This window comes from Hahella chejuensis KCTC 2396, from assembly GCF_000012985.1.
Taxonomy (GTDB): domain Bacteria; phylum Pseudomonadota; class Gammaproteobacteria; order Pseudomonadales; family Oleiphilaceae; genus Hahella; species Hahella chejuensis.
In genome coordinates this window covers 3,520,664-3,540,481 of the sequence record NC_007645.1, presented here as the reverse complement: position 1 = coordinate 3,540,481, position 19,818 = coordinate 3,520,664, and the positions used below count along the sequence as shown (strand labels likewise).

The 19,818-nt window shown below is 56.2% G+C and carries 16 protein-coding genes; 13 read left to right on the top strand and 3 right to left on the bottom strand.

Features of this window, described 5'->3' with window-relative positions:
• The first annotated feature begins 22 nt into the window (after positions 1–22).
• From HCH_RS15470 to HCH_RS15450, 5 genes are all read left to right on the top strand, one after another.
• Positions 23–5,017 carry an SDR family NAD(P)-dependent oxidoreductase gene (locus tag HCH_RS15470; RefSeq protein ID WP_011397258.1) on the top strand — a complete coding sequence of 1,665 codons (4,995 nt, stop codon included), beginning with the start codon at positions 23–25 and terminating at the stop codon, positions 5,015–5,017.
• Between the two features lie 12 nt (positions 5,018–5,029).
• On the top strand, positions 5,030–6,139 hold the full coding sequence (locus HCH_RS15465) for a cupin-like domain-containing protein (protein WP_011397257.1): 1,110 nt from the start codon (positions 5,030–5,032) through the stop codon (positions 6,137–6,139).
• Positions 6,132–6,953 (top strand): thioesterase II family protein, encoded by an 822-nt coding sequence (locus HCH_RS15460; protein ID WP_011397256.1) that lies wholly within the window; start codon positions 6,132–6,134, stop codon positions 6,951–6,953. The genes HCH_RS15465 and HCH_RS15460 overlap by 8 nt, the downstream gene beginning before the upstream one ends.
• 106 nt (positions 6,954–7,059) lie before the next feature.
• Positions 7,060–7,767, top strand: coding sequence for a GNAT family N-acetyltransferase (locus tag HCH_RS15455; protein WP_202945313.1), 708 nt, complete (start codon positions 7,060–7,062; stop codon positions 7,765–7,767).
• A 49-nt stretch (positions 7,768–7,816) separates the two neighbouring features.
• Entirely contained in the window at positions 7,817–8,668 is an 852-nt protein-coding gene (locus tag HCH_RS15450) for a 3-hydroxyacyl-CoA dehydrogenase family protein (protein ID WP_011397254.1), read from the top strand.
• Between the two features lie 92 nt (positions 8,669–8,760).
• Here HCH_RS15450 and HCH_RS15445 read toward each other — a convergent pair whose 3' ends face one another.
• Positions 8,761–9,507 carry a hypothetical protein gene (locus HCH_RS15445; protein WP_011397253.1) on the bottom strand — a complete coding sequence of 249 codons (747 nt, stop codon included), beginning with the start codon at positions 9,505–9,507 and terminating at the stop codon, positions 8,761–8,763.
• 89 nt (positions 9,508–9,596) lie between these two features.
• Positions 9,597–10,214, bottom strand: coding sequence for an aspartyl/asparaginyl beta-hydroxylase domain-containing protein (locus tag HCH_RS15440; protein ID WP_041598692.1), 618 nt, complete (start codon positions 10,212–10,214; stop codon positions 9,597–9,599).
• A gap of 300 nt (positions 10,215–10,514) precedes the next feature.
• On the opposite strand from HCH_RS15440, the gene HCH_RS15435 reads away from it, so the two are divergent.
• From HCH_RS15435 to HCH_RS15425, 3 genes are all read left to right on the top strand, one after another.
• A complete protein-coding gene (locus tag HCH_RS15435) occupies positions 10,515–11,411 on the top strand; it encodes a sulfotransferase domain-containing protein (protein WP_011397251.1) in 897 nt (298 codons plus the stop codon).
• An 89-nt stretch (positions 11,412–11,500) separates the two neighbouring features.
• On the top strand, positions 11,501–12,424 hold the full coding sequence (locus tag HCH_RS15430; protein WP_011397250.1) for a sulfotransferase domain-containing protein: 924 nt from the start codon (positions 11,501–11,503) through the stop codon (positions 12,422–12,424).
• A 295-nt stretch (positions 12,425–12,719) separates the two neighbouring features.
• A complete protein-coding gene (locus HCH_RS15425; RefSeq protein ID WP_011397249.1) occupies positions 12,720–13,397 on the top strand; it encodes a PEP-CTERM sorting domain-containing protein in 678 nt (225 codons plus the stop codon).
• 218 nt (positions 13,398–13,615) lie between these two features.
• On the opposite strand, the gene HCH_RS15420 is transcribed toward HCH_RS15425, so the two are convergent.
• Positions 13,616–13,909 (bottom strand): hypothetical protein, encoded by a 294-nt coding sequence (locus HCH_RS15420; RefSeq protein WP_011397247.1) that lies wholly within the window; start codon positions 13,907–13,909, stop codon positions 13,616–13,618.
• Between the two features lie 408 nt (positions 13,910–14,317).
• Here HCH_RS15420 and epsL point away from each other — a divergent pair, with 408 nt between their 5' ends.
• The 5 genes from epsL (at position 14,318) to epsG (ending at position 19,801) form a co-directional block, all read left to right on the top strand.
• Positions 14,318–15,541: an XrtB/PEP-CTERM-associated polysaccharide biosynthesis outer membrane protein EpsL gene (epsL, locus tag HCH_RS15415; protein ID WP_011397246.1), complete on the top strand. Its 1,224-nt coding sequence runs from the start codon at positions 14,318–14,320 to the stop codon at positions 15,539–15,541.
• 109 nt (positions 15,542–15,650) lie between these two features.
• Positions 15,651–16,601, top strand: a complete 951-nt coding sequence (locus tag HCH_RS15410) for an EpsD family peptidyl-prolyl cis-trans isomerase (protein WP_011397245.1) — start codon at positions 15,651–15,653, stop codon at positions 16,599–16,601.
• Positions 16,602–16,615: 14 nt separating this feature from the next.
• Entirely contained in the window at positions 16,616–17,455 is an 840-nt protein-coding gene (gene epsE / locus HCH_RS15405) for a polysaccharide export protein EpsE (protein WP_011397244.1), read from the top strand.
• A 28-nt stretch (positions 17,456–17,483) separates the two neighbouring features.
• Positions 17,484–18,932 (top strand): chain length determinant protein EpsF, encoded by a 1,449-nt coding sequence (gene epsF, locus HCH_RS15400; RefSeq protein WP_011397243.1) that lies wholly within the window; start codon positions 17,484–17,486, stop codon positions 18,930–18,932.
• The gene (epsG, locus tag HCH_RS15395; protein ID WP_011397242.1) at positions 18,932–19,801 is read left to right on the top strand and encodes a chain length determinant protein tyrosine kinase EpsG; all 870 of its coding nucleotides are present in this window, start codon (positions 18,932–18,934) and stop codon (positions 19,799–19,801) included. The genes epsF and epsG overlap by 1 nt, the downstream gene beginning before the upstream one ends.
• Positions 19,802–19,818 lie beyond the last annotated feature (17 nt).

Sequence of the window (19,818 nt, the reverse complement as noted above, 5' to 3'; positions counted from 1 at the left end):
GAGCATAACAAGGTATGGAATTATGAGTGTTGTAGAGATTAGAGAAGATCTGGATATCGCCGTTATCGGTCTGGCGGGTCGCTTTCCCGGTTCCGACAACTGCCGTGAGTATTGGCGCAACCTGCTCATGGGCGTGGACGGCATTTCTCATTTTACCGACGAAGAACTGCTCAAGGCCGGGCACGACGTCAACAAGATACGCAACAAGGACTTCGTAGCGGCCAACGGCGTGCTGGGCGGCGCGCAGTATTTCGATGCGGAGTTCTTCGGATACAGCCAGGCGGAGGCGGCGTTGATGGACCCGCAAACCCGGCTGATGCTGGAGTGCGTGTGGCATGCGCTGGAGAACGCCGGCGTCGATCCTGACAAACGCGGACGCAGCATCGGTCTGTTTCTGGGGGCGCGCAGCACCGTGCAGTGGACTATGCAGGCCATGTTGTCCGAGCAGGTGGATAACGTCGGCGGCTTTCTGGCCTCGCAACTGGCCAATAAAGACGCCATGAGCACGCTGATCTCCTGGAAACTGGGGCTGCAAGGGCCGAGCTTCACCATGCAGACCGCCTGTTCGACGAGTCTGGTCAGCATTCATCAGGCGGTGCAAAGTCTGTTGAACGGCGAATGCGATTTTGCTGTGGCCGGCGGCGTCAGCCTGTTGTTGCCGCAACAGAACGGGCATCTCTATCAGGAGGGCATGCTGTTCTCCAAAGACGGTAAAACCCGCGCGTTTGACGCCGACGCCAGCGGCAGCGTGTTCGGCAGCGGCCTGGGCGCGGTGGTGTTGCGCCGGGCGGGTGACGCCATCGCCGACAATGACCCTATTTGGGCGATTCTCAAAGGCTCCGCCATTAACAACGACGGCGCCCGCAAAGTGGGTTACACCGCCCCCAGCGTGAAAGGGCAGGCGGAGGTGATTCGCGCCGCCCTGCAACTGGCGGAAGTGGACGCCGCCGACGTGGATTTCATTGAGTGCCACGGCACCGCCACCGGATTGGGGGACAGCATTGAGTTCATGGCTTTGCGCGAGGTATTCGGCGAGAGCGGCGCCGACAGCGACACGCCGAACCAGTGCGCGCTGGGCGCCGTTAAAAGCAATATCGGCCATCTGGACTCCGCCGCCGGGGTCGCCGGATTCATCAAGATGGTGCTGGCGCTCAAGCACGGCGTAATACCGCCGACGCTGCATTTCCTGCGTCCCAATCCGCAGCTGGATTTTGAAAAGTCGTGCTTCTATGTCAACACCGAAGCCGAGCCCTGGCTGGCGCAGGACGGCAAGCTGCGCACCGGTGGCGTCAGCAGTTTCGGCATTGGCGGAACCAACGCCCATATTGTGTTGCAGGAATATGCGCCTGCGTCGCAGAAGACGGCGGTCGACACGGATCGCGCAGAACCGTTGTTCTTCCCGTTTTCCGCTGTTAACACTGCGTCGTTGACGCGGCATATGGAGTCTGTGTCCCAGTGGCTGGTGACGCAGGAGAGTCCTGATCTTCGCGCGCTCTCTCATACGCTGCGCAAACGTCACAGCTTTCCCTGTCGGGCGCTGCTGGCGGCGGACTCCCAATTCGCCCTGATGCGGGAAATCGAGCGCTATCTGGCGCTCGCAGAGGATGGCGATGCGCCGTCCCTGGTCCGCTCGACCCTGGCGTCACTGACGCCGGAAGTCCTGAATGGGATGCCTGCGCCTCTTGATAAAGACAGTATCGAAAAATGGCTTTCCGGCGTGAGCAAGGAATTGCCTCGGTCTCTTTGGGGCGATCAATCCATACCGCCCCTGAAAGAGGTTCCGGGTTACGCTTTCGCCCGCGAAGACCACGGCGCAGGCCATGTCTCGGATAAAACCTGGGGACGCATTGCGGACGTTCTGTCGGCGCCGGAAGGCGGCAATCTCTCCAAAAACGCGGCGGGAATGCTGACGCCATTCTGGAAATCCATACGGCTTCGCAAACCCCCGGTGCAACCCGGGTCCCGGCGCGTGCTGCTCGCCCCGGCTTCGACAGAAGCGCTGACCGCCGGGCTGACCCAGCATGATATCGAAGTGCTCGACTGTAACCCCTTATGTTCAGTGCAGTTGCGCGGCGCACTGGCGGAGCTGGCTGCAGGCGCGCGAAGCGAGCAGGCGCTGACGTTGACGCTGGCGTTTCCTGCGGATGGCCTGTCAATGAACACGGAGTCCCTGCAGGCGCTGGCTGATCTGGGCAGGGCGCTGACGGACGCGGATTTCTCAGGGTATGCGTCCGTGCATATCTATTTGCTGGCGCCTTCCTTTTTAGCCGTGGACGACCTGCAGCAGGAAGCCGATCAGGTGCTGACGACAGCCGCGCTGAAATCCCTGGCGTTGGTGGCGCCTCAGGAGATACCCGGCATCGCGTGCGCCTGTGTGGAGATTTGCAATCCCAGTGAGAAATGGACGCCGGCGGCGCTCGCCAGCGTGTTGGCGTCTCCCATGCATGGCCCTCTGAAGCTGAGCGCAGAAGGACTGTTCGTAGAGGACTTTCGCAGTCCTGACGAAGAAGAAAACGAGGTGCTGGACGCGTCGCATTTTACTGGCGGGACCTTCGTGATTACAGGTGCGGGGGGCAGAATGGCCAGAGCGATGGCGAAAACCCTCGCCCAGCGCTTTCAGGGACGACTGGCTCTGATCAGCCGTCAGTCAGCGGACTCACCCGCTATGCAAAACCTGCGGCAGGAACTGACGGCGGCCGGCGCTGGTGCGGTGGAGGTGTTTCCCTATGCGCTGGAGTCAGAAAGCGACGCCCTGGCGCTGTTTGAGAGCATTCGCCAGCGTCTGGGCGCAATACAGGTGGTGATTCACGCCGCCGGGGTGACGGATGGCGACTCCTTTGCGCCACTCGCCCAGCTCGACGCAGATCGCTATCTGGCGCAACTTGCGCCGAAAGCGCGGGTTGCGCAGACGCTGGCGCGGGTGTTCGAAAGCGCGCCTGTGGAGACCTGTTTTGTCACCTCTTCCATGTCCGCGTTTTTCGGTGGAATCGCCCACGCGCCCTATGCGGCCGCCAACCTGTTTCTGGATGGCTGGAGCCAACGGCGCAACAACAGACTGGCGGCGACCCGCTGGGTGACGGTGAACTGGGAGACCATCCACTTCGAGGAAGCGTCGCCAAAAGACGCCAACGCCTGGGGCGCCAACGAAACGGCGCTGCTGGGAGCGGAGTTCCCCGCCTTGTTCGAACGCAGTTTGCGCGAGTTCGACCGCGAGAATCAGAAGATCTTCTCCGCCGGACAGTTTAGCGATCGTTTGTACTCCTGGGGCGGTCGGCGCCCGGCGAACGGGGAGGGACAGACTTCGTCCTCGGTCAACAGCATTAAGCTGAAGCCGCGGCCGGCGACCGTGGCGGCGGCGTTCGCCGCGCCCGGCAATGCCTTACAGGAAGAGATTGCGGCCATCTGGAGCGGCATTCTCGGCGTGGAAGGCGTGGGCGTCGATGATCGCTTTATGGAACTGGGCGGCGATAGCCTCAAAACGATCGTGATGGCGGAGAAAGTGTATAAAAAGCTGGGCAAGCGGATCGCCATACAGGATTTCTTCGCGCAACCGACCATTCGGGAAATTGAACGCCAGTGTCTGCTGGAGCAGGAGGACGCGAAAGTGACCGCGCTGGAGATCGATCCCGCCGCGCCCATATTGGCGAGCGCGGATCAGGAACTGCTTTACATACACCAGACCACCTTTCAGGACGCCAGCTATAACATGCCGGTGGCCTTTGAATGTCCCGCATCATACAGCCCTACAGATATTGCGGCGGCGATTGAGCAGGTCGCCGACAGGCATTTGGCGCTGAAGTGCCTGTTCAAGCGACAGGGCGCCAACCTGATGATGGAACCCCAGGTCCTGGCCAAAGCCAGCCTGGTGGTGTTTGAAAGCGCTGCGACGGAGGCGGAGAATCGGGCTCGCCTGGAGCAGTTCGCCGCCATGCCGTTCGATCTGCAAACCACGCTGCCCATTCGCGCCATGATGATAACCAGTCCCGGCGCCGGGCGGCCTCATCAAGTGTTGATCGTCGTTCATCATATTGTTTGCGATGCGGTGTCCCTCGGCATCCTCGCAGACGATTTGCAGAACTTCCTCGCCGGGCGGTCCGTAGCGCCTTTGGAATACAGTTACGCCGCGTTCCGTCAGGGGCGGCAGGCGGCTGAAAATGAGGAAAAAACCCGCAAGGACAAAGCGTTCTGGCTCGCCAACTTATTACCCTTGCCGGCGCCGCTGGCGTTGCCTCGGGCGGAGGGCTGCGACGATGGCGACGAATCCGCGCGCAATCAGGGCGCGACGCGGGTGCAGGCGCTGCCCAGACAGCTTGGCGAGGACGTCAAACGGCTGTGCGAGGAACTGGGACTGCCGACGTTTACTTTTTTCCTCGGCGCGTTTGGCGTGCTGATGAGCAAGATCGCCCGCACGGATGCGTTGCTGCTCGGCGTTCCGGTTACCGGACGCACGCAGCCCGAAGAGATGCAGCTGGTCGGGTATCTGGTCAACATGCTCGCCCTCAAGCTTGAGCCGGAGGCGGAGTTCCCGGTGGCGGATTATCTGCTGGACCTGAACGAACAATGGGCCGAATGCGCGCCATACCAAACCTATCCCATGAGCGCGCTTTTGCAGGACCTGAGCGCAGAGTCTTACTGTCAGCATCGTCAGGGTAAGCATCCTCTGTTCGATGTGGTTTTCGGGTATTTGCCCCAGAGTCTGAACGGCGGCGCTGAGGAGGCTCAGGAAGCAGGGCTGTCGCGGCTCGATATCAGTTCGGACACCGCGAAGTTTGACCTGGTGCTGGAGGTTTCCGAAACCCGGGACGGCTTCGACTGCACCATTCAGTATCGCGAACACATGTTCGAGCAGGCGACAATTCTGGCGTTGTTCCAGTACTACTTCGAACTGGTGGGCGCCATCCTCGCCGACCCGGAAACGGAAGTGGGGGACTTGCTGCAAAACCTCGAATACCACCCCGTCCAAACAGACGCCGCGCAAATGGCGGAAAGGGATGTGGACTTAGAGTTTGATTTTTAGGGAAGGGCGGTTATGAGTTTTATTGGCGATGTATGCAATGCGCTGGGGGATGTGGCGTTGTGGACCTATGAAGAAGCCAGCATCTATCGGCGCAAACGGGAAACGCAGCCGTTGATTGAAGAGAGCGAGGCGGCGTCGCGCCTGCAAGGGGCGGATTACCGCCATGTGGAAAGAGTCTCGGATATTACCTCTGCGACGTTCAGCGAACGCTACCTGATGCGCAATGAGCCCGTCATTGTCGCAGACGGACTGCTGGACTGGCCGGCGCAACAGTTGTGGAGCTTCAACTACTTTTGTGAGGAGTTCGGCGACCTGTCGGTCCGCTTGCAGGACGCGGGATTCAAGCCGAAAGACAGCGTCGAGCTGCGCGCCTACCTGAAGCAGATTGCTTCGCTTCCTGAGGTGGAGCTGGGGTGTATGAGCAATGAGCTGGACTACCTGCGCTATACCTATGACTCCTTTTTCAAGCATCTGCTGTTCACCTGGGGGTTCGGTCATCGCGTAAAAACGCAGTCGTTCAGCTTCCTCGCGTTTCAGCGCATTCAGCGGCACTGGGGCCGACCTTATTTTCTGCCCCGGAGCGGCTATCGGATTCCCTGGGTGCAGATGGGCTCCTTAGAGCCGAACAAGCGTATGTGTCAGGACTGGGGGCTTTATTTTTCCGCGCCGGGCGCCTGCACCCGTTTGCATGTAGACGGCATGCGCACGAATGCGGTGTTGTGTCAGGTAGTGGGCAAAAAAGCGGGATGGATTTTTTCTTCGTCGCTGGAAGGCGCCGCCAGAACCCTTGCGGAAGGTCGCTCTTTCGCCCATTCGCCCGCCGCCGCCAATGATCCCGGCGGGCAGGCGGACAGGATTTGGCGCTTCGATCTGGAGCCGGGGGAAATCATGCTGATTCCCAAAGGGCTGCCCCATGAGGTGCATACTCTATCGCCCAGCATTTCCCTGACCTATAACTTCGTCACCAGCCCGGAGTACGACGATTATTTTAAATTCAAAAGCGCGCGCGGTCCGGGGTGGATCGCCAGCGCTCCCATTGCGGCGGCGTTGGCGTTCAAGTCGGTATATCAGAAGCGCGCCGTTTCCGGGAGTGAAGCCAGGGAGGAAGTAAGCCTTGTCTGATTCAGTCTTGTTTGCTGCGAAAAACAGGCCGGACGCCGCCGCGCAATTGCTGTTTATGCACCATGCGGGGGGCTCCAGTTACACCTACATGCAACTGGCGCAGAATCTGTCCGATTCGATTGAAGTCTATTGCCTGGAGCTGGCGGGAAGAGGCGCGCGTTTTCTGGAGCCGCTTAACGCGGACGCTGATGCGGTCTTAGAAGAGATTCTCGACGCCGTCGAGCGATTGCAGCTGGGGCGCGACAAGCCCTTGATGCTATGCGGCCACAGCCTGGGCGCGGAGCTGGCTTACCAGACTGCGCACAGACTCAGGCGCAAGGCGCCGGAGATGCGCCTGGGAGTGATTCTCTCCGCCCGCGGCTATATTGATCCTGTTGACCTGCGCGGAAGACCTCGGGAGTCCCTGTCGGACGAAGAGATCCTGCGTTTGCTGGAGCAATACGAAGGCACACCGCCGGAGGTGCTGGCGGACCCTGAGTTGAGAACTTATGTGGTTGGCGTGATGCGCAATGATCTGATGCTGTTGGCGGCCCTGGCCGGCATGCCGAAACCGCCGCTGGACGTTCCTGGCTTTATCGCGGGAGGCGACAGCGATAATCGCGTGCCGGTGTCTCGCCTGACGGGATGGCGACGGGCGTTCGCTGCGCCGCTGACGCAGCGGGTGTTCACTGGCGGCCACTTTTATCTGTTCGCCGATAATCAGGTGGCGCCATGGATTGAAGCGCGGGTCAGCGAGTTAACGGGCTTGCAGGACAGTCGCGCCTGCGCGGCGCCAAGCAGAGAGAAACAGGACCTGACATCACAGGTATTGTGATTGAGTGATTGGCGGACAGACGGAAGCGACCTGTCCGCCGAATTAATGACAACGAAGTCGAGAGAGAAGTATGTCTGTATTTTCATCAACAATAATGGATTTTTGGATGACCCCTTTTACACATGGGGAAGTTCTGCTGCAAACCGGGAGCCTGACGGTGATCGCGAATGCGACGTTGCCGGAGGAACGACGGCTGATGGTGCTGGAATTGTCGGACGGGCGCGTCATGGCGGTCATGACGCCGGCGATGGCGGATAAGCTGGGCTTCTATCAGCTGGACGCCTTAACGACGACGGCCCTGCGCCAGACATTGCAGGACGCGGGAGTGGTTCTGCATGGCGCCGATGAGATCTTTTATTTCTCTGCGCAGGATAAAGAAACACTGATGCAGGAAGCCACAGAAGGCGACATCCGCCCGCTAAACATTGAGGATGAGGCCGTTTTCGCTGAATTTCAGGCGTCCGCAACAGAGCAGGACCTGGATGACGCTTACGTTGAACTGGATCACTGGGAGGTCTGCGGCGCTTTTATCGGCGACAGTCTGGTTTGCGCCGCCAGCATGTATCCCTGGGACAGTTATCCCGGCGACGACGCGCGCATCGCCGATCTGGGCGTGCTGACGCTGCCGCCCTTCAGAGGAAAAGGCTACGCCCGCAGAGTCGTGCGCGCGATTTGCCGACGCGCCAGTGAGAGGGGTTATGAACCGCAATACCGTTGTCAGTTCGACAACCTGGCGTCGGCGTCATTGGCGAAGGCGGCAGGGCTGACCTGGTTTGGAAAGTGGGAAGTGATCTCGCCGGATTCTGCTGCCTGATTAGTCAACGGAAAACAGATTTTTAAAGCACAACAAGGAAGAAGTTTGTATGTCAAAACTAAACATTGCAGTGATTGGCGGCGGTAACATCGGGTCCAGCCTGGCGTTTGATTGCGCACTGCGCGGCCATAACGTCGTCGTGGTTGAAAAAGACGAGCCGTCCTGCGAGCAAAGTCGGGCGCGCGTGCTGGAGACGGCGGGATACGCGCCCCTGTTCAGCCCATTGGCGAAAGGGAAGAAACCTCAGGATATTCTGGACAACATTCGCTGGTCGAATGAGCTGGGCGCGATCTCTGATTGCGCCTTCGTGGTCGAGAATATCCCGGAAAACATTGAGCTTAAACAGGCGCTGTATACCCGCATGGCTGAGTTTATTGCGCCCAACGCCGTTCTGGCGGCCAATACCTCCTGCATTCCCATCACCAAACTGGGGTCTTTCCATAAAACCTCGGCGCAGGTCATTGGCGTTCACTTCATGAACCCGGTTTACCTGAAACATACCGTGGAAGTAATACTGGGCCTGAATACCTCAGAGCAAACCAAAGACCGCTGTCTGGAAATGCTGGCGATGCTGGGCAAAAAAGCGGTGGTGGTGAAGGACGGCCCTGGTTTTGTCTCCAACCGCATCTCTCATCTTTTCATGAATGAAGCGGCGTTCGCCATTCAGGACGGCATCGCGCAACCTGCGGATGTGGACGCCATCTTCAAGGAATGCTTTGGCCATAAAATGGGGCCGTTGGAGACGGCGGATCTGATCGGCGTCGACACCGTGGTGAACTCGCTGGATGTGCTTTATCAGACATTTCAGGATTCGAAATACCGGGTCTGTCCGTTAATGCGCAGCATGGTGGATGCCGGCCATTTGGGCCGCAAGACCGGCAAGGGTTTTTACTCTTACTGACTTTTATTCTTACTAGCTATTACTTTAACTAACGCGACAAGCCGCGAAAGACAGGGCCTGACCTGCGCAGGTCCTGTCGCTTAACCTGAAATTCAGGCGCCCAACAGCGCCTGCTCAATCTGCTGCAGATAGCTGCTGGGCAGGGCGGGGTAGTCCCAGATAAAGAGACCGCCAATGCCGTTTTGCGTCACCTCATTGAGGAAGTAACTCAGGTTCTGCTGATTCAATCCGGCGGGCGTCAGCGCCAGTATCACCTGCTTGGCGGGAACGCCGTTGGCGATGGTGCGTTTTATCGCCGGACCGACGTTGGCTTCAATGTCGCTCATGCTCCACATGGCCTCGGCGTAGCACATCAGGCAGAAGCGGTTGACCGCGCCGGATTGCGCTATGGTTTGCACCGCCTGATTAATCTTGGTTCCCTCACTGGAGGCGCTGGGGTTGTTGTAATCCCAACCGGCCAGAAAGGTGTAGCTGCACTCCTTGTTGAGTGACTTCAGCTTGCTCATCGTCTCAACCAGCATGTCCACGTTCATGTAGCACTCGTCATCAAAATCCACGCCGGCCCAGTTCTTGGTTTGGGTCGCGTTGACAATGGCGCTCACTTCCGTCGCGTTCTGGGGCATGTTGTTCGGCGTGCAGCCACCGCCGCCGTAGGTCCAAAGCACTTTACCCGATCCGCCAGGCGCAGCCGTCGTGTCCGGACTCCACCCCGGAGACTGAGGCGTGCCGGTCGTTAGCCCGGAAAGGTTGGTCACCATGCCGTACATGGTGAAAGAAAAGGAGTTCGGTGAAGTATCTGCAGGGTTCTGCGTCCAGCCGCCAATAATGTATTCACTCATAACTATTTCCTTATTCCATATTAAGAATAAACCAGCAAAAAATTAGCTTAGGTCAAATCAAATAATTCAACGGAACCTTATAAGTGTTATTAGTTACGCGAATCTTCTTTGGGTAACTGTCCGACATCCTCAGGCTCCAGCCCAAGTTGCTCTTTTCTTAACTTCGCCAGATCAGAGGTCACCCAATCCATGATCATATGAATCCTGTAATCACTCGAACGGTTGAAAACGCCATGACGTCTTTGATTATTAATTTCCCAAAGCTCGCCTTGCTTTAAATATTTACTTTCATCGCCAACTTGAAAGGTTATTTTTTCATTGGTTGCGATAGGTAAATGCACGCGATGGGAATAAGGAAGCGAGGCGCCCGTGTCGTAATGCAGTGGGATTTCCGACATAGGGTTCATCCTGACGAGTATCATGCGAATAAAGTATCCGGCGTCGTCTTCGTAAATACGCTTCATGAACGCGGTCATATCCGCATACGCGGTCGCCAGTGTATCGGCGGCGGAATGCCGGGACGGGTTGGCGTGCCTGAAGTCCTTATCAAAAAGGATCGGAATGGTCTGGGTTTCGCGATGCTCCTTGCCGATGCGGTCCTTCCAGGACATTTTTCCCCATTCGTCCTCCGTAAACGCGGACACTTTCCTGCTTAGAGCAGCGATATCGTAAACGTCTATGTGCTTGAAGTTCCCATCGAAGTTCATGGCGTCCTCCTGTGACGTCAGGCGCGGTGCATTCATCGCATTTGATAAAGTATTAGCAGGAGGTTATAAATTTTCCAGGTCAAAGGAATGACTTAAAAATATAAAGTAAATATTGTATCTGATGGCGGTTTTAATTGTTTATTTTAATGATTTGATTTCAATCGCAAACACTCCAGACCGACGTTATTAAGATAATAAAAGTCGATACATAAAAACAGATACGGTTACAATTGGCGTTTACTTCCTGGTCTATACTTCATTTCGGATTATCATGATGTGGCGAACGGCGAGGGAAACGGTGTGGATCGAAGCGACAGAATGGTATATGGCTTGAGGGTTCCTTACTTTATTACCGAATCCAGAATCAATGAGCTGATGCAACAGGTGGAGCCAAGAAACACTGATGTATGGCTGGTCACTTATCCCAGGTCCGGCACCACTTTAACCCAGGGCATTCTCGCCAACCTGTTGAACGCTGACGCCTCCCGTCATCAAACTGTCCCATGGCCTGAAGTAGGCTGGGAAAACAGTCGCTATTATATTTCCCTGGATGATCTGGAAAAGCTTGTCGCGCCTCGTTGTTTTAAAAGTCACTGGACGGCGTCCGAACACGTCGACCCCATCAAATCAAAGGCCAGGTTTATTCATGTATCCAGAGACTGTCCGGACATGGTGACGTCTTATTACTATCAGTATTTGAACGCCATTGACGGGGACAAATCCTACCGTCGCTCATGGGATGATTTTTTCCAGCAGTTCATGACCTCCGAACTACGTTGGGGGAGTTATTTTTATCATTATTATTCATGGCGCCGGCATTACGGGCGCTCCAATATTCTCTATCTGACCTATGAAGAGATCTTGTCCGACATGCCGACGGCGGTCAGAAAGATCGCCGACTTTGTCGGCGTCGATGTCACGGAGCGCGACGTCCAGCGTATTACTGAGGCCTGTCGCTTCGCCGCCATGAAGGCGAGGGAGCCCGAGATGGCGCATCACTATCGGGTTGGCGCGATTGGCGATCATCGAAGAGTAATGAGCGAGGCGCAAATAAATTCGCTGACCCACAAAATGAACGAGGTGAAAGCGATGTTGCAGTTCCCGGGCGACAAAAGCTGCGCGGCGGCTGGCCGCGGGAGACAGGCCCTGACATGCGCAGACCCTGTCGTTGCAGGCAAGTCGTTACAGACAAAATAGAAGGAAGCTATTTGTCTGCCTGATTAATAGTTAGCCGAAATCTGATGAATTGATCTTAGGAAGGGGACGCTGATATAGGGAGATACCTTATGAAAACAATTCTGCTGATTCTTGGGTTTCCCAAGTGTGGAACGTCTTCTCTCTATTATTGGCTCTCCGATCATCCTGACATCTCTCCATCAAATCCCAAAGAAACCTTCTTTTTCATGGACAAGGAGTGTTTATTTCAACCACCGTGGAAAACCCAGCATAGCGGCGGCGATTTTGCGAGTTTCTTCGCCCGGGATAACAAGGATATTTTGCTGGAGGCTTCGCCGTTTCATTTTGACCAAAAGACCTGCTTCGAATACGCCGGAAGAAATAAAAACGTAAAAGCGATCTTTGTTCTGCGCAGCCCCGAACTGCGGATGTATTCCAGCTACTTGTTTTTCACGCAGGTGATACAGGGGTTAAGAATCAACTCGTTTTCTGAGTTTGTGGATGTGGTGATGCATCAAAGCTGCGTCAAAGGATCACTGCGTGAAATAAGATTCGATTATGTCCTCAACAACGCTTTTGAGTGGGGACGCTACGTGCATTATCTGGATAAGTGGCGCTCGGCGTTGGGGAATGACAGGATCTTCATCGGCGCGCTTGAAGAAATGGAAACCTTCCCCCTGACGTTTTTGCAGAAAGTCTGCGCCTGGCTGGGCGTCAGTTCGCGTTTTTTCAACCAGTATAACTTCAAGGCGATTAACCAGTCCTACAGCGTCCGATTTCCGGAAGTACATCGGCGATTGAGGGAAATAGCGGGATTTAACCCTATGTCGAAGGAAGAACTGGATACCCATTTGAACTCCTTTTACTTCCTGAAAAGTAAAAGAATGAGGCATTGTATGAATAGTCTTTATTCCATGCTGCAGATAAAAAAGAATGAAATGACGCCGGATGACCGCAAAAGAATCGAGCAGTTGAAAGACATGTATCGGCTGGACAATTTAGCGTTGCTGAGCGGCTATGGTATTAAGTACTGATGACGCCGTCCGTCAGGTCGTAGAATCTATTTGTGCGGCGATCCTGCGGCTGGCGGTCCAGCGGATTGCATCTCGTGAATAAGAACTTTTTATTACGTCGTTCGACATCATGATCAGGTTGTAAAAGAAGACATAGGACCGCCCGACTTTTCTTGGGTCAACGGTTGTGTTTTTTTTACGCCAGTGAGTATCATGCATGTCGGCGACGTCGTATTTCTATGATGAGTCGTATTGGTTAGAAACTTTGTATCGCCTGTGGAAATGGACCTCAACCCAATAAAACAAGGAGTTAAACATGAATCCTTTTAGAGGGGCGATCCTGGCGACAACGCTTTCGGCGGTTAGTATGGGCGTTAGCGCCAGCACCCTGGTTTTTGATTTTTCTGGGAGCGTCGACCTGACATTTGACCCGAATTATCACAGCCAGCAAACGATTGACGAATACACTGACATATTCATGGAGGATGCTTCCTACGCGACTTTCCTCGGTCAGATTATTCTTCCCAACTTCGATAACTACCTGACTGGTACGCACCAGGTGAGCCTCAACTCCAATGGCCTGAATCTGGCGATTGTGAGCGGCGTGCTTGGCGGTATTGAAGGGACCCGTCAGGAAGCGCCGGATGGCGTTACCTGGACCCCTGACGATACCCAGGATGGCGACAGTGGCGTTTTGACCATCGTGGACGGAAACATCACCAGTTTTCAATGGTATGCGGGCCCCGCCAACGAAGGCATTATCGGCGCTTACAACAGCAGCGTTTTCGATGGTTGGAAAACCAAGCTTGGCGAAATCAACCTCAACCTGAATGGCGCCACTGACTCAATCTTGATCGGTGACGTTTACTTCGCTTCCAATCAGTTCGGCGCAGCCGCTGTGACCATGGTTCCGGAAGCCGACGCCTACGCTATGTGGGTGGCCGGTCTGGGCATCGTGGGCTATGTCGCTCGTCGACGCAGTCAGAAAGCCTGAATTCTTTCTTACATTGTCGTCTGCAGACAAATAGACGGACGTTGTTTGTCTGGCGAATTGAAAGTCTGACAAATAGCTATAGTCTGACGAATTGAAAGTCTGACGAATTGAAAGTCTGATGATGCAAGCGGGAGACATGGGCGACCAACACTCCCGCTCTCACAGGCGCCTGCGCATGGTCAGCTTTCCATGAAGCCGCGGCCGCAAGCGACAGGCGCTCAATCAACAGCGATGCCGCTCACCTCCAGTTCTTTGCCTATGACTCTGAGCAAATCGGTCAGACGTCCGTAATAAACGTAGAATTCTTCGGCGCCGACATGTCCTTTCAAACGTTCCAAGCCGTCACAGGCGGCAATGATCAGACGCCGAACCTGGACGGGGGCCTCCGGTCTTGTTTTGAGTTCCTGCAGCTGCCTGCGCTTGGCGTCGATAACCTGATGCTTGGGTTCTTCGCTTACGTTGTCGTCAACGAGCAGCTTGCGCCAGTCGCCGTCAATCAAAGATTGAGTCATCCTTTTTGTTCTCCCTAATCACAGCTTGTTGTGGTCCCTTATGGCCTGTTTTGTTGTTCAACCGCTTAACCTAACCAGTCTAGCTTATCTGCGGCTGATGCGCGGTAAGTCGCATCAATCTCCGTCATCAAAGCAGCCCCAGGGCGAAGAGGCTGGGCGCTGGCAACCGGCTTCCCGAGTTAGTCTTTTTCGTAATAGTAAGGAAACGGAATCTCCTCTAGAATGGCCCTCGTTTGGTTCTACACAGACGCCATCCAGGGACCTTGGATTTTCCGTCGCTTGAAGCGTGCGTCATGGCTTAGTATCTCTTCGTTCAAGTCATTCACGACATACGCGCACGGTGTTCAGCGTCCGTCTTAAATTTTTTGGAACGCAGGATCGCGTTCTTAATGTGAGTGACGAATTCAAATGTTCTGTCAGATCAAACCTACCGCATGGATTACCGCGGGCCTGTCATTGTGTTACTGCGCAGCGGCGCAGGGGAAAGTCGGCGACGCCTGGGAATTCAGCGCAGGCAGCCTTCTGCGCCATGAAGATAATCTGTTCCGGTCGACCTCCGGCAACGAAAGCAATGAGCAGATTGTGTCCGCATTCGCCGCAGTCAGCGGCGAGCAGTCGATCTCGCGGCAAAACCTGAAACTGGACGCCCGCTTCTCCGACCACCGCTATCAGCATTACGACTATCTTGATTACACCGCCTGGGAGGCTGAAGCGGCGTGGGACTGGCTGGCCACCAGCCGTTTACAGGGCGTTCTCGGCGCCGACTACAATGAATCCATCAACAGCTTCGCCGATTTTTCCGGAACCGAACAGAATATCCGCACCCGACGCCGCTATTACCTTGATGCGGACTGGCGTGTTGCGGGACGCTGGAAACTGCTGGCCGGCGGCGCTCATTATCAACAGGAAAACAGCTCTCTGTATCGCGTTGAAGGGGACTATCAGTCTGATTCACTGGAGCTGGGAGTGGGTTACGAGGCGCCTTCCGGCAGTCATCTTTCAATTTCGTTGCGCAAGACGGACGGCGATTACGCCAATCGCGTGATCAGCACTACCGACCGCGTGGATTCCGGTTTTGAACAAACCCTTGCGGAGATGCGCTTTCTGTGGATCTTCAGCGGCAAGTCAAAGGTCAGAGGCAGTCTCGGCTATGTCGAGCGCGAGCACTATCACTACGGTGAGCGAGACTACCAGGGCGCCATTGGCGGACTGAGTCTGGATTATCAATGGACAGGTTCAACCAGCCTGAGCGCGGCGATCGAGCAGAGCCTGGCGTCTTATCAAAGCTCGCCAGCGACCGACATCGATAAAATACTGGGCGGCGGGGCTTTCTATAACAGCAGTTATTACCGGCGACGACTGGTCTCCATCGGACCGCTGTGGCGTTACTCCGCCAAGGTGAGTCTGCATGCCCGCTGGCGCTATGAAGAAAGGGACTATGAAGGTGGTTTGCTCACGGGCCCGCCGGCGCGCGAAGACCGCTTGCAAACGCTGGTTTTAGGGGGCGACTGGAGCCCCGCCAGCTACGTCCTGATAAGCGCCGCGCTGCAGCGGGAGAAGCGTGCGTCGAATCAAGCGAACGCTGATTTCAACAGCGATAATGCGACATTATCGTTAACCTTTACTTTTTAGTGAGAATCACTATCACTGAAAAATTTTTGGGTTTAGTATGTAGCCCACATGTAGGAATGTGTAACTGTGTGGTCAATCGCGCCGCACATATTAACTAAAGGATTTAGCAATGTTTCTCCATAGAACTTCCTTTCCGAAGTTTGTCTTTCTGGCCGCCCTGACGGGTTCTTTGGCCGGGTGCGGCGGCGCAGGCGAGGCGACTGACGCAACCCAGGTGGTCGCCAAAGTCAACGGTTCGGAAATCTCTATTCATCAGCTTAACGCCATACTCGCCAAGCAGCCTGCCCAAGGCGTCAGCTCCGACACGGCGCGGGCGCGGGCATTGGATGAGCTGGTGGAGCAGCAAGTCGCCTACGACAAGGCGGTGGAGCTTAAGCTGGACCGCAGTCCCGACGTGGTCATGGCGATTGAGTCCATGAAGAAAAGCATCATCGCCCGGGCGTACCTGCAACAGGTGATAGGCGCGCTTTCACAACCCTCGCAGGAAGAAATTCATCAGTATTACCAAGAGCATCCCGCGTTATTCGCCGAGCGCAAGCTATACAGTCTGCAGGAAATCGCCATTGAGCCCCGGGACGAACTTCTTGCGCCGCTTAGAAATAAAGTTGGTAACGCCGGGCAGCTGGAAGACATTGTCGCCTGGCTGAAAGCCGAAGGCGTGCAGTATCGCGTCAACGCGGCGAATCGCTCCGCAGAGCAGATCGGCCTGGAATTGTTGACCCAGGTGGCCAGGCTTGAAGACGGCGCGATGACGCTGTTCCAGGGCCCCAACAATTATCTGGTCGTCAGAGTGGCCGCCTCTCAGAAAAGGCCGGTGTCGGAAGAGGACGCCAAGCCCCGCATCACGCAGTTTCTTCATAATCGCAAAGTAAAAAAGGCCGTCACCGATGAAGTCGAGCGCCTGAAAAGCAGCGCCGCCATTGAGTATGTCGGCGACTTCAAGCGACTCGCCATCCCTGCGTCAGACGGGGAAAAAGGGAATGAAAACACCGGCGTCGATGGCGGAGAGGATATCCGCAATGCCGACGCCGTTTCTTTGCAACTGGGAAATGATGCGTAACGGCGCCTGAAAAAATGAAAGCTTTCTCTTCTTACGTCATGCAATTGACGCAAATGCCAACAAAGATAGTGCTGTGTCTGTTGACGCTGATTCTGTTCACGCCGGCTCAGGCGGCGGAGGTCGCCAGCCTGAATTATCGCCTGGCGCCGGGAGATGCAATCCGCATCAACGTATTTCAACAACCGGATTTGACCCTGGATACCCGTATTTCGGAAAACGGCAGTATTACTTACCCATTGATCGGCAGTCTGCAGCTGGGCGGCGAGACGCTGGCGGCGGCGGAGCAACAAATCGCCGCAGGGCTGCGTCAGGGCAAGTACGTGAAAGACCCGCAGGTCACCATCACGCTACTGGAAATTCGCGGCAATCAGGTATCCGTCTTGGGGCAAGTGAGCCGGCCCGGCCGCTTTCCTCTGGATACGCAGAAGACCCGGCTTTCCGATGTGTTGGCGATGGCCGGCGGCGTCACTGCGTCAGGCTCCGACATTGTCGTAGTGTCAGGGATTCGCGAAGGCAGGCCGTTCCACAAAGAAGTGGACTTCCCCTCTATTTTCTCCCAGGGCGAGCGTAACGAAAACATCCTGGTGGCGGGCGGCGACGTCATCTTCGTGGATAAGGCCCCCGTTTACTATATCTACGGCGAGGTGCAGCGTCCCGGCGTGTATCGGGTCGAACGCAACATGACGGTGCAACAGGCCCTGGCCCAGGGCGGAGGAATCAGCCTGCGCGGCACCGATAACGGCATCAAGGTGTATCGCAAGGACGCCAAAGGCGATGTGGAGCTGAAAGAGTCGGAGCTGTACGACCCCGTGCGCGCCGATGACGTTATCTACATTCGCGAAAGTTTGTTCTAGGAAAGATCTGTTCCAGGAAAGATAAGTAATGACCTTGAAACATGTATTACTGGTTCTGTGGGCGCGACGCTGGGTGGTGTTGAGCGTCCTGCTGGCCACGATAACGACCACCGCCGTGGTCAGCCTGCTCATTCCCAAAGAGTATACGGCCTCCACCACCGTGGTGCTGGATGTGCAGACGCCCGACCGTATTGTCGGCATGGTGCTGCCGGGTATGATGTCGCCGGGTTATATGGCGACGCAGATGGACATCATCACCAGCGACCGCGTCGCCCAGGGCGTGGTGCGTCTGCTGAAACTCGACGAAAACCCGGAGACCCGTGAAAAGTGGCTGGAGGAAACCGGCGGACAGGGAAGCCTCGCTGTCTGGCTGGCGCCGGGGTTGAAGAAGAATCTGGAGGTCAGTCCCGCCCGGGAAAGCAACGTCATCAGCGTGGAGTTCAGCGCGACGGACCCCCGTTTCGCCGCCACCGCGGCCAACGCCTTCGCACAGGCCTATATCGACACCACTATCGATCTGCGGGCGGAGCCGGCGAGAAAATACGCCGCCTGGTTTGAACAGCAATACGAAACCCAGCGCGAGCGCCTGCAAAGAGCGCAAAAAGCGTTGTCCGACTTTCAGCAGCAAACCGGCATCGTGGTGACCAATGATCGCCTGGATTTTGAAAACCAGAAGCTGGGCGAGTTGACGGCGCAACTGAGTCTGGCCCTGGCGGAAGGCACGGATTCCTCCAGCAAGCAGGGCTTTCATCAAGGCGGCGACACGCTGCCTGAGATCATGCGCAATCCGCTGATTATCCAGCTCAAGACCGATATCGCGCGCCTGGAGTCGCGGCTGCAGGAGTTGTCCGAAGACTATGGCGTCAATCATCCGCAATACAAAAGCGCCGCCTCCGAGCTGGCCAGCATGAAGTCCCGGCTGCGTATGGAAACCGCCAAAATAGCGGAGTCGATTTCCACGGTAGGACGCGTCAGCAAAGCCAAGCAGGCGGAGTTGAAAGAAGCCATCGAGGAGCAGAAAAAGAAAATGCTGGAGCTGAAAAGTCAGCATGATCAAATTCAGATTCTGTCTCACCAAGTGGAAACCGCGCAGCGGGATTTCGACGCCATCAGCCAGCGGCTTACGCAAAGTCAGTTGGAGGCGCAAACGGTGCAGACCAATGTCTCCGTATTGACGCCGGCGTCGCCGCCTCTCAGGCACAGCAAGCCTATACTGTTCCTCAATCTCGTCATCGCGGTGATGCTGGGAGGACTGTTGTCCGTTGGCGCCGCGCTGATCCTGGAGTTACGTAATCCTGTAGTGCGCTCCATAGAGGATCTGCAATCCGCGCTTGGCGTTCCTGTATTGGCGCAATTGGGTAAAGCGCCGGTATCCATGATGAAACAAAAAGAAGGGAAGACCGATACCGCCGGACCGTCGGGACTGAAAACCGGCGCGATGGCGGGCGGCTCTTATCCATTGGCGGGAGAAGCCTGATGAACATGGAAGCTCTAAACCTCAGCAGCCACTCCCCATCAATCGGCGCCATCCTGATCGACAGCGGGCGCCTGGAGCCGGAGGCGGCTGAGCAAATACTTCGTTTGCAGCAAAACAAGCCCGGACTGCGTTTCGGCGACGCCGCGCTGCAACTGGGTTTGTTGGAGGAGCAGGATATTCAGTTCGCTCTGTCGCGGCAGTTTGTTTACTCCTATCTGCAGGCGTCCGACGATCGCATCAGTCAGGAAGTGGTCGCCGCGTTCAACCCGTTCAGCCATATCGTTGAGCAGCTGCGGGCGCTGCGCAGTCAATTGCTGCTGCGCTGGTTCGACGCGCAGAGCGGGCGTAACGCGCTGTCTGTCGTCAGCGCCAACCACGGCGAAGGACGCAGTTTTGTCGCCGCCAATCTGGCGGTGGTGTTCTCCCAGCTGGGGCAACGCACTCTGATGGTGGACGCGGATCTGCGCGCGCCGCGGCAGCATGAGTTGTTCAAGCGCGCGAATAAGTTTGGCTTCTCCACTGTTCTGGCCGACCGTATTCCCTGGCGGGATGCGGTGAAACAGATAGACGGTCTGCAGGGGTTATTCTTGATGACCGCCGGGGCGATTCCGCCCAATCCGCAGGAGCTGCTCAGTAGGCCGCGTTTCGCAAGCCTGACGGCGGAGCTGAAAGAACACTATGACATCGTCATTTTCGATACCCCGCCGGGGGCGACGGTCTCCGACGCGCAGCCGATTTCCGCGCAGGCGGGCGGGGCGCTGGTGGTGGCGAACCAGCACAAAACCGCCGTCAGGGGCCTCAAATCCCTGGTGGCGAACTTGCAGCAAAACGGCGTCGCCATCGCCGGGAGTCTGTTAAACAAAACCTGAAATCCACGCGCGTAAAA

Bases quoted from the DNA above. Each gene is read 5' to 3' on its own strand.
- HCH_RS15470 (WP_011397258.1), top strand. From the start codon at position 23: ATGAGTGTTGTAGAGATTAGAGAAGATCTGGATATCGCCGTTATCGGT.
- HCH_RS15465 (WP_011397257.1), top strand. From the start codon at position 5,030: ATGAGTTTTATTGGCGATGTATGCAATGCGCTGGGGGATGTGGCGTTG.
- HCH_RS15455 (WP_202945313.1), top strand. From the start codon at position 7,060: ATGACCCCTTTTACACATGGGGAAGTTCTGCTGCAAACCGGGAGCCTG.
- HCH_RS15450 (WP_011397254.1), top strand. From the start codon at position 7,817: ATGTCAAAACTAAACATTGCAGTGATTGGCGGCGGTAACATCGGGTCC.
- HCH_RS15445 (WP_011397253.1), bottom strand. From the start codon at position 9,507: ATGAGTGAATACATTATTGGCGGCTGGACGCAGAACCCTGCAGATACT.
- HCH_RS15440 (WP_041598692.1), bottom strand. From the start codon at position 10,214: ATGAACTTCGATGGGAACTTCAAGCACATAGACGTTTACGATATCGCT.
- HCH_RS15430 (WP_011397250.1), top strand. From the start codon at position 11,501: ATGAAAACAATTCTGCTGATTCTTGGGTTTCCCAAGTGTGGAACGTCT.
- HCH_RS15425 (WP_011397249.1), top strand. From the start codon at position 12,720: ATGAATCCTTTTAGAGGGGCGATCCTGGCGACAACGCTTTCGGCGGTT.
- HCH_RS15420 (WP_011397247.1), bottom strand. From the start codon at position 13,909: ATGACTCAATCTTTGATTGACGGCGACTGGCGCAAGCTGCTCGTTGAC.
- epsL (WP_011397246.1), top strand. From the start codon at position 14,318: ATGTTCTGTCAGATCAAACCTACCGCATGGATTACCGCGGGCCTGTCA.
- HCH_RS15410 (WP_011397245.1), top strand. From the start codon at position 15,651: ATGTTTCTCCATAGAACTTCCTTTCCGAAGTTTGTCTTTCTGGCCGCC.
- epsE (WP_011397244.1), top strand. From the start codon at position 16,616: ATGAAAGCTTTCTCTTCTTACGTCATGCAATTGACGCAAATGCCAACA.
- epsF (WP_011397243.1), top strand. From the start codon at position 17,484: ATGACCTTGAAACATGTATTACTGGTTCTGTGGGCGCGACGCTGGGTG.
- epsG (WP_011397242.1), top strand. From the start codon at position 18,932: ATGAACATGGAAGCTCTAAACCTCAGCAGCCACTCCCCATCAATCGGC.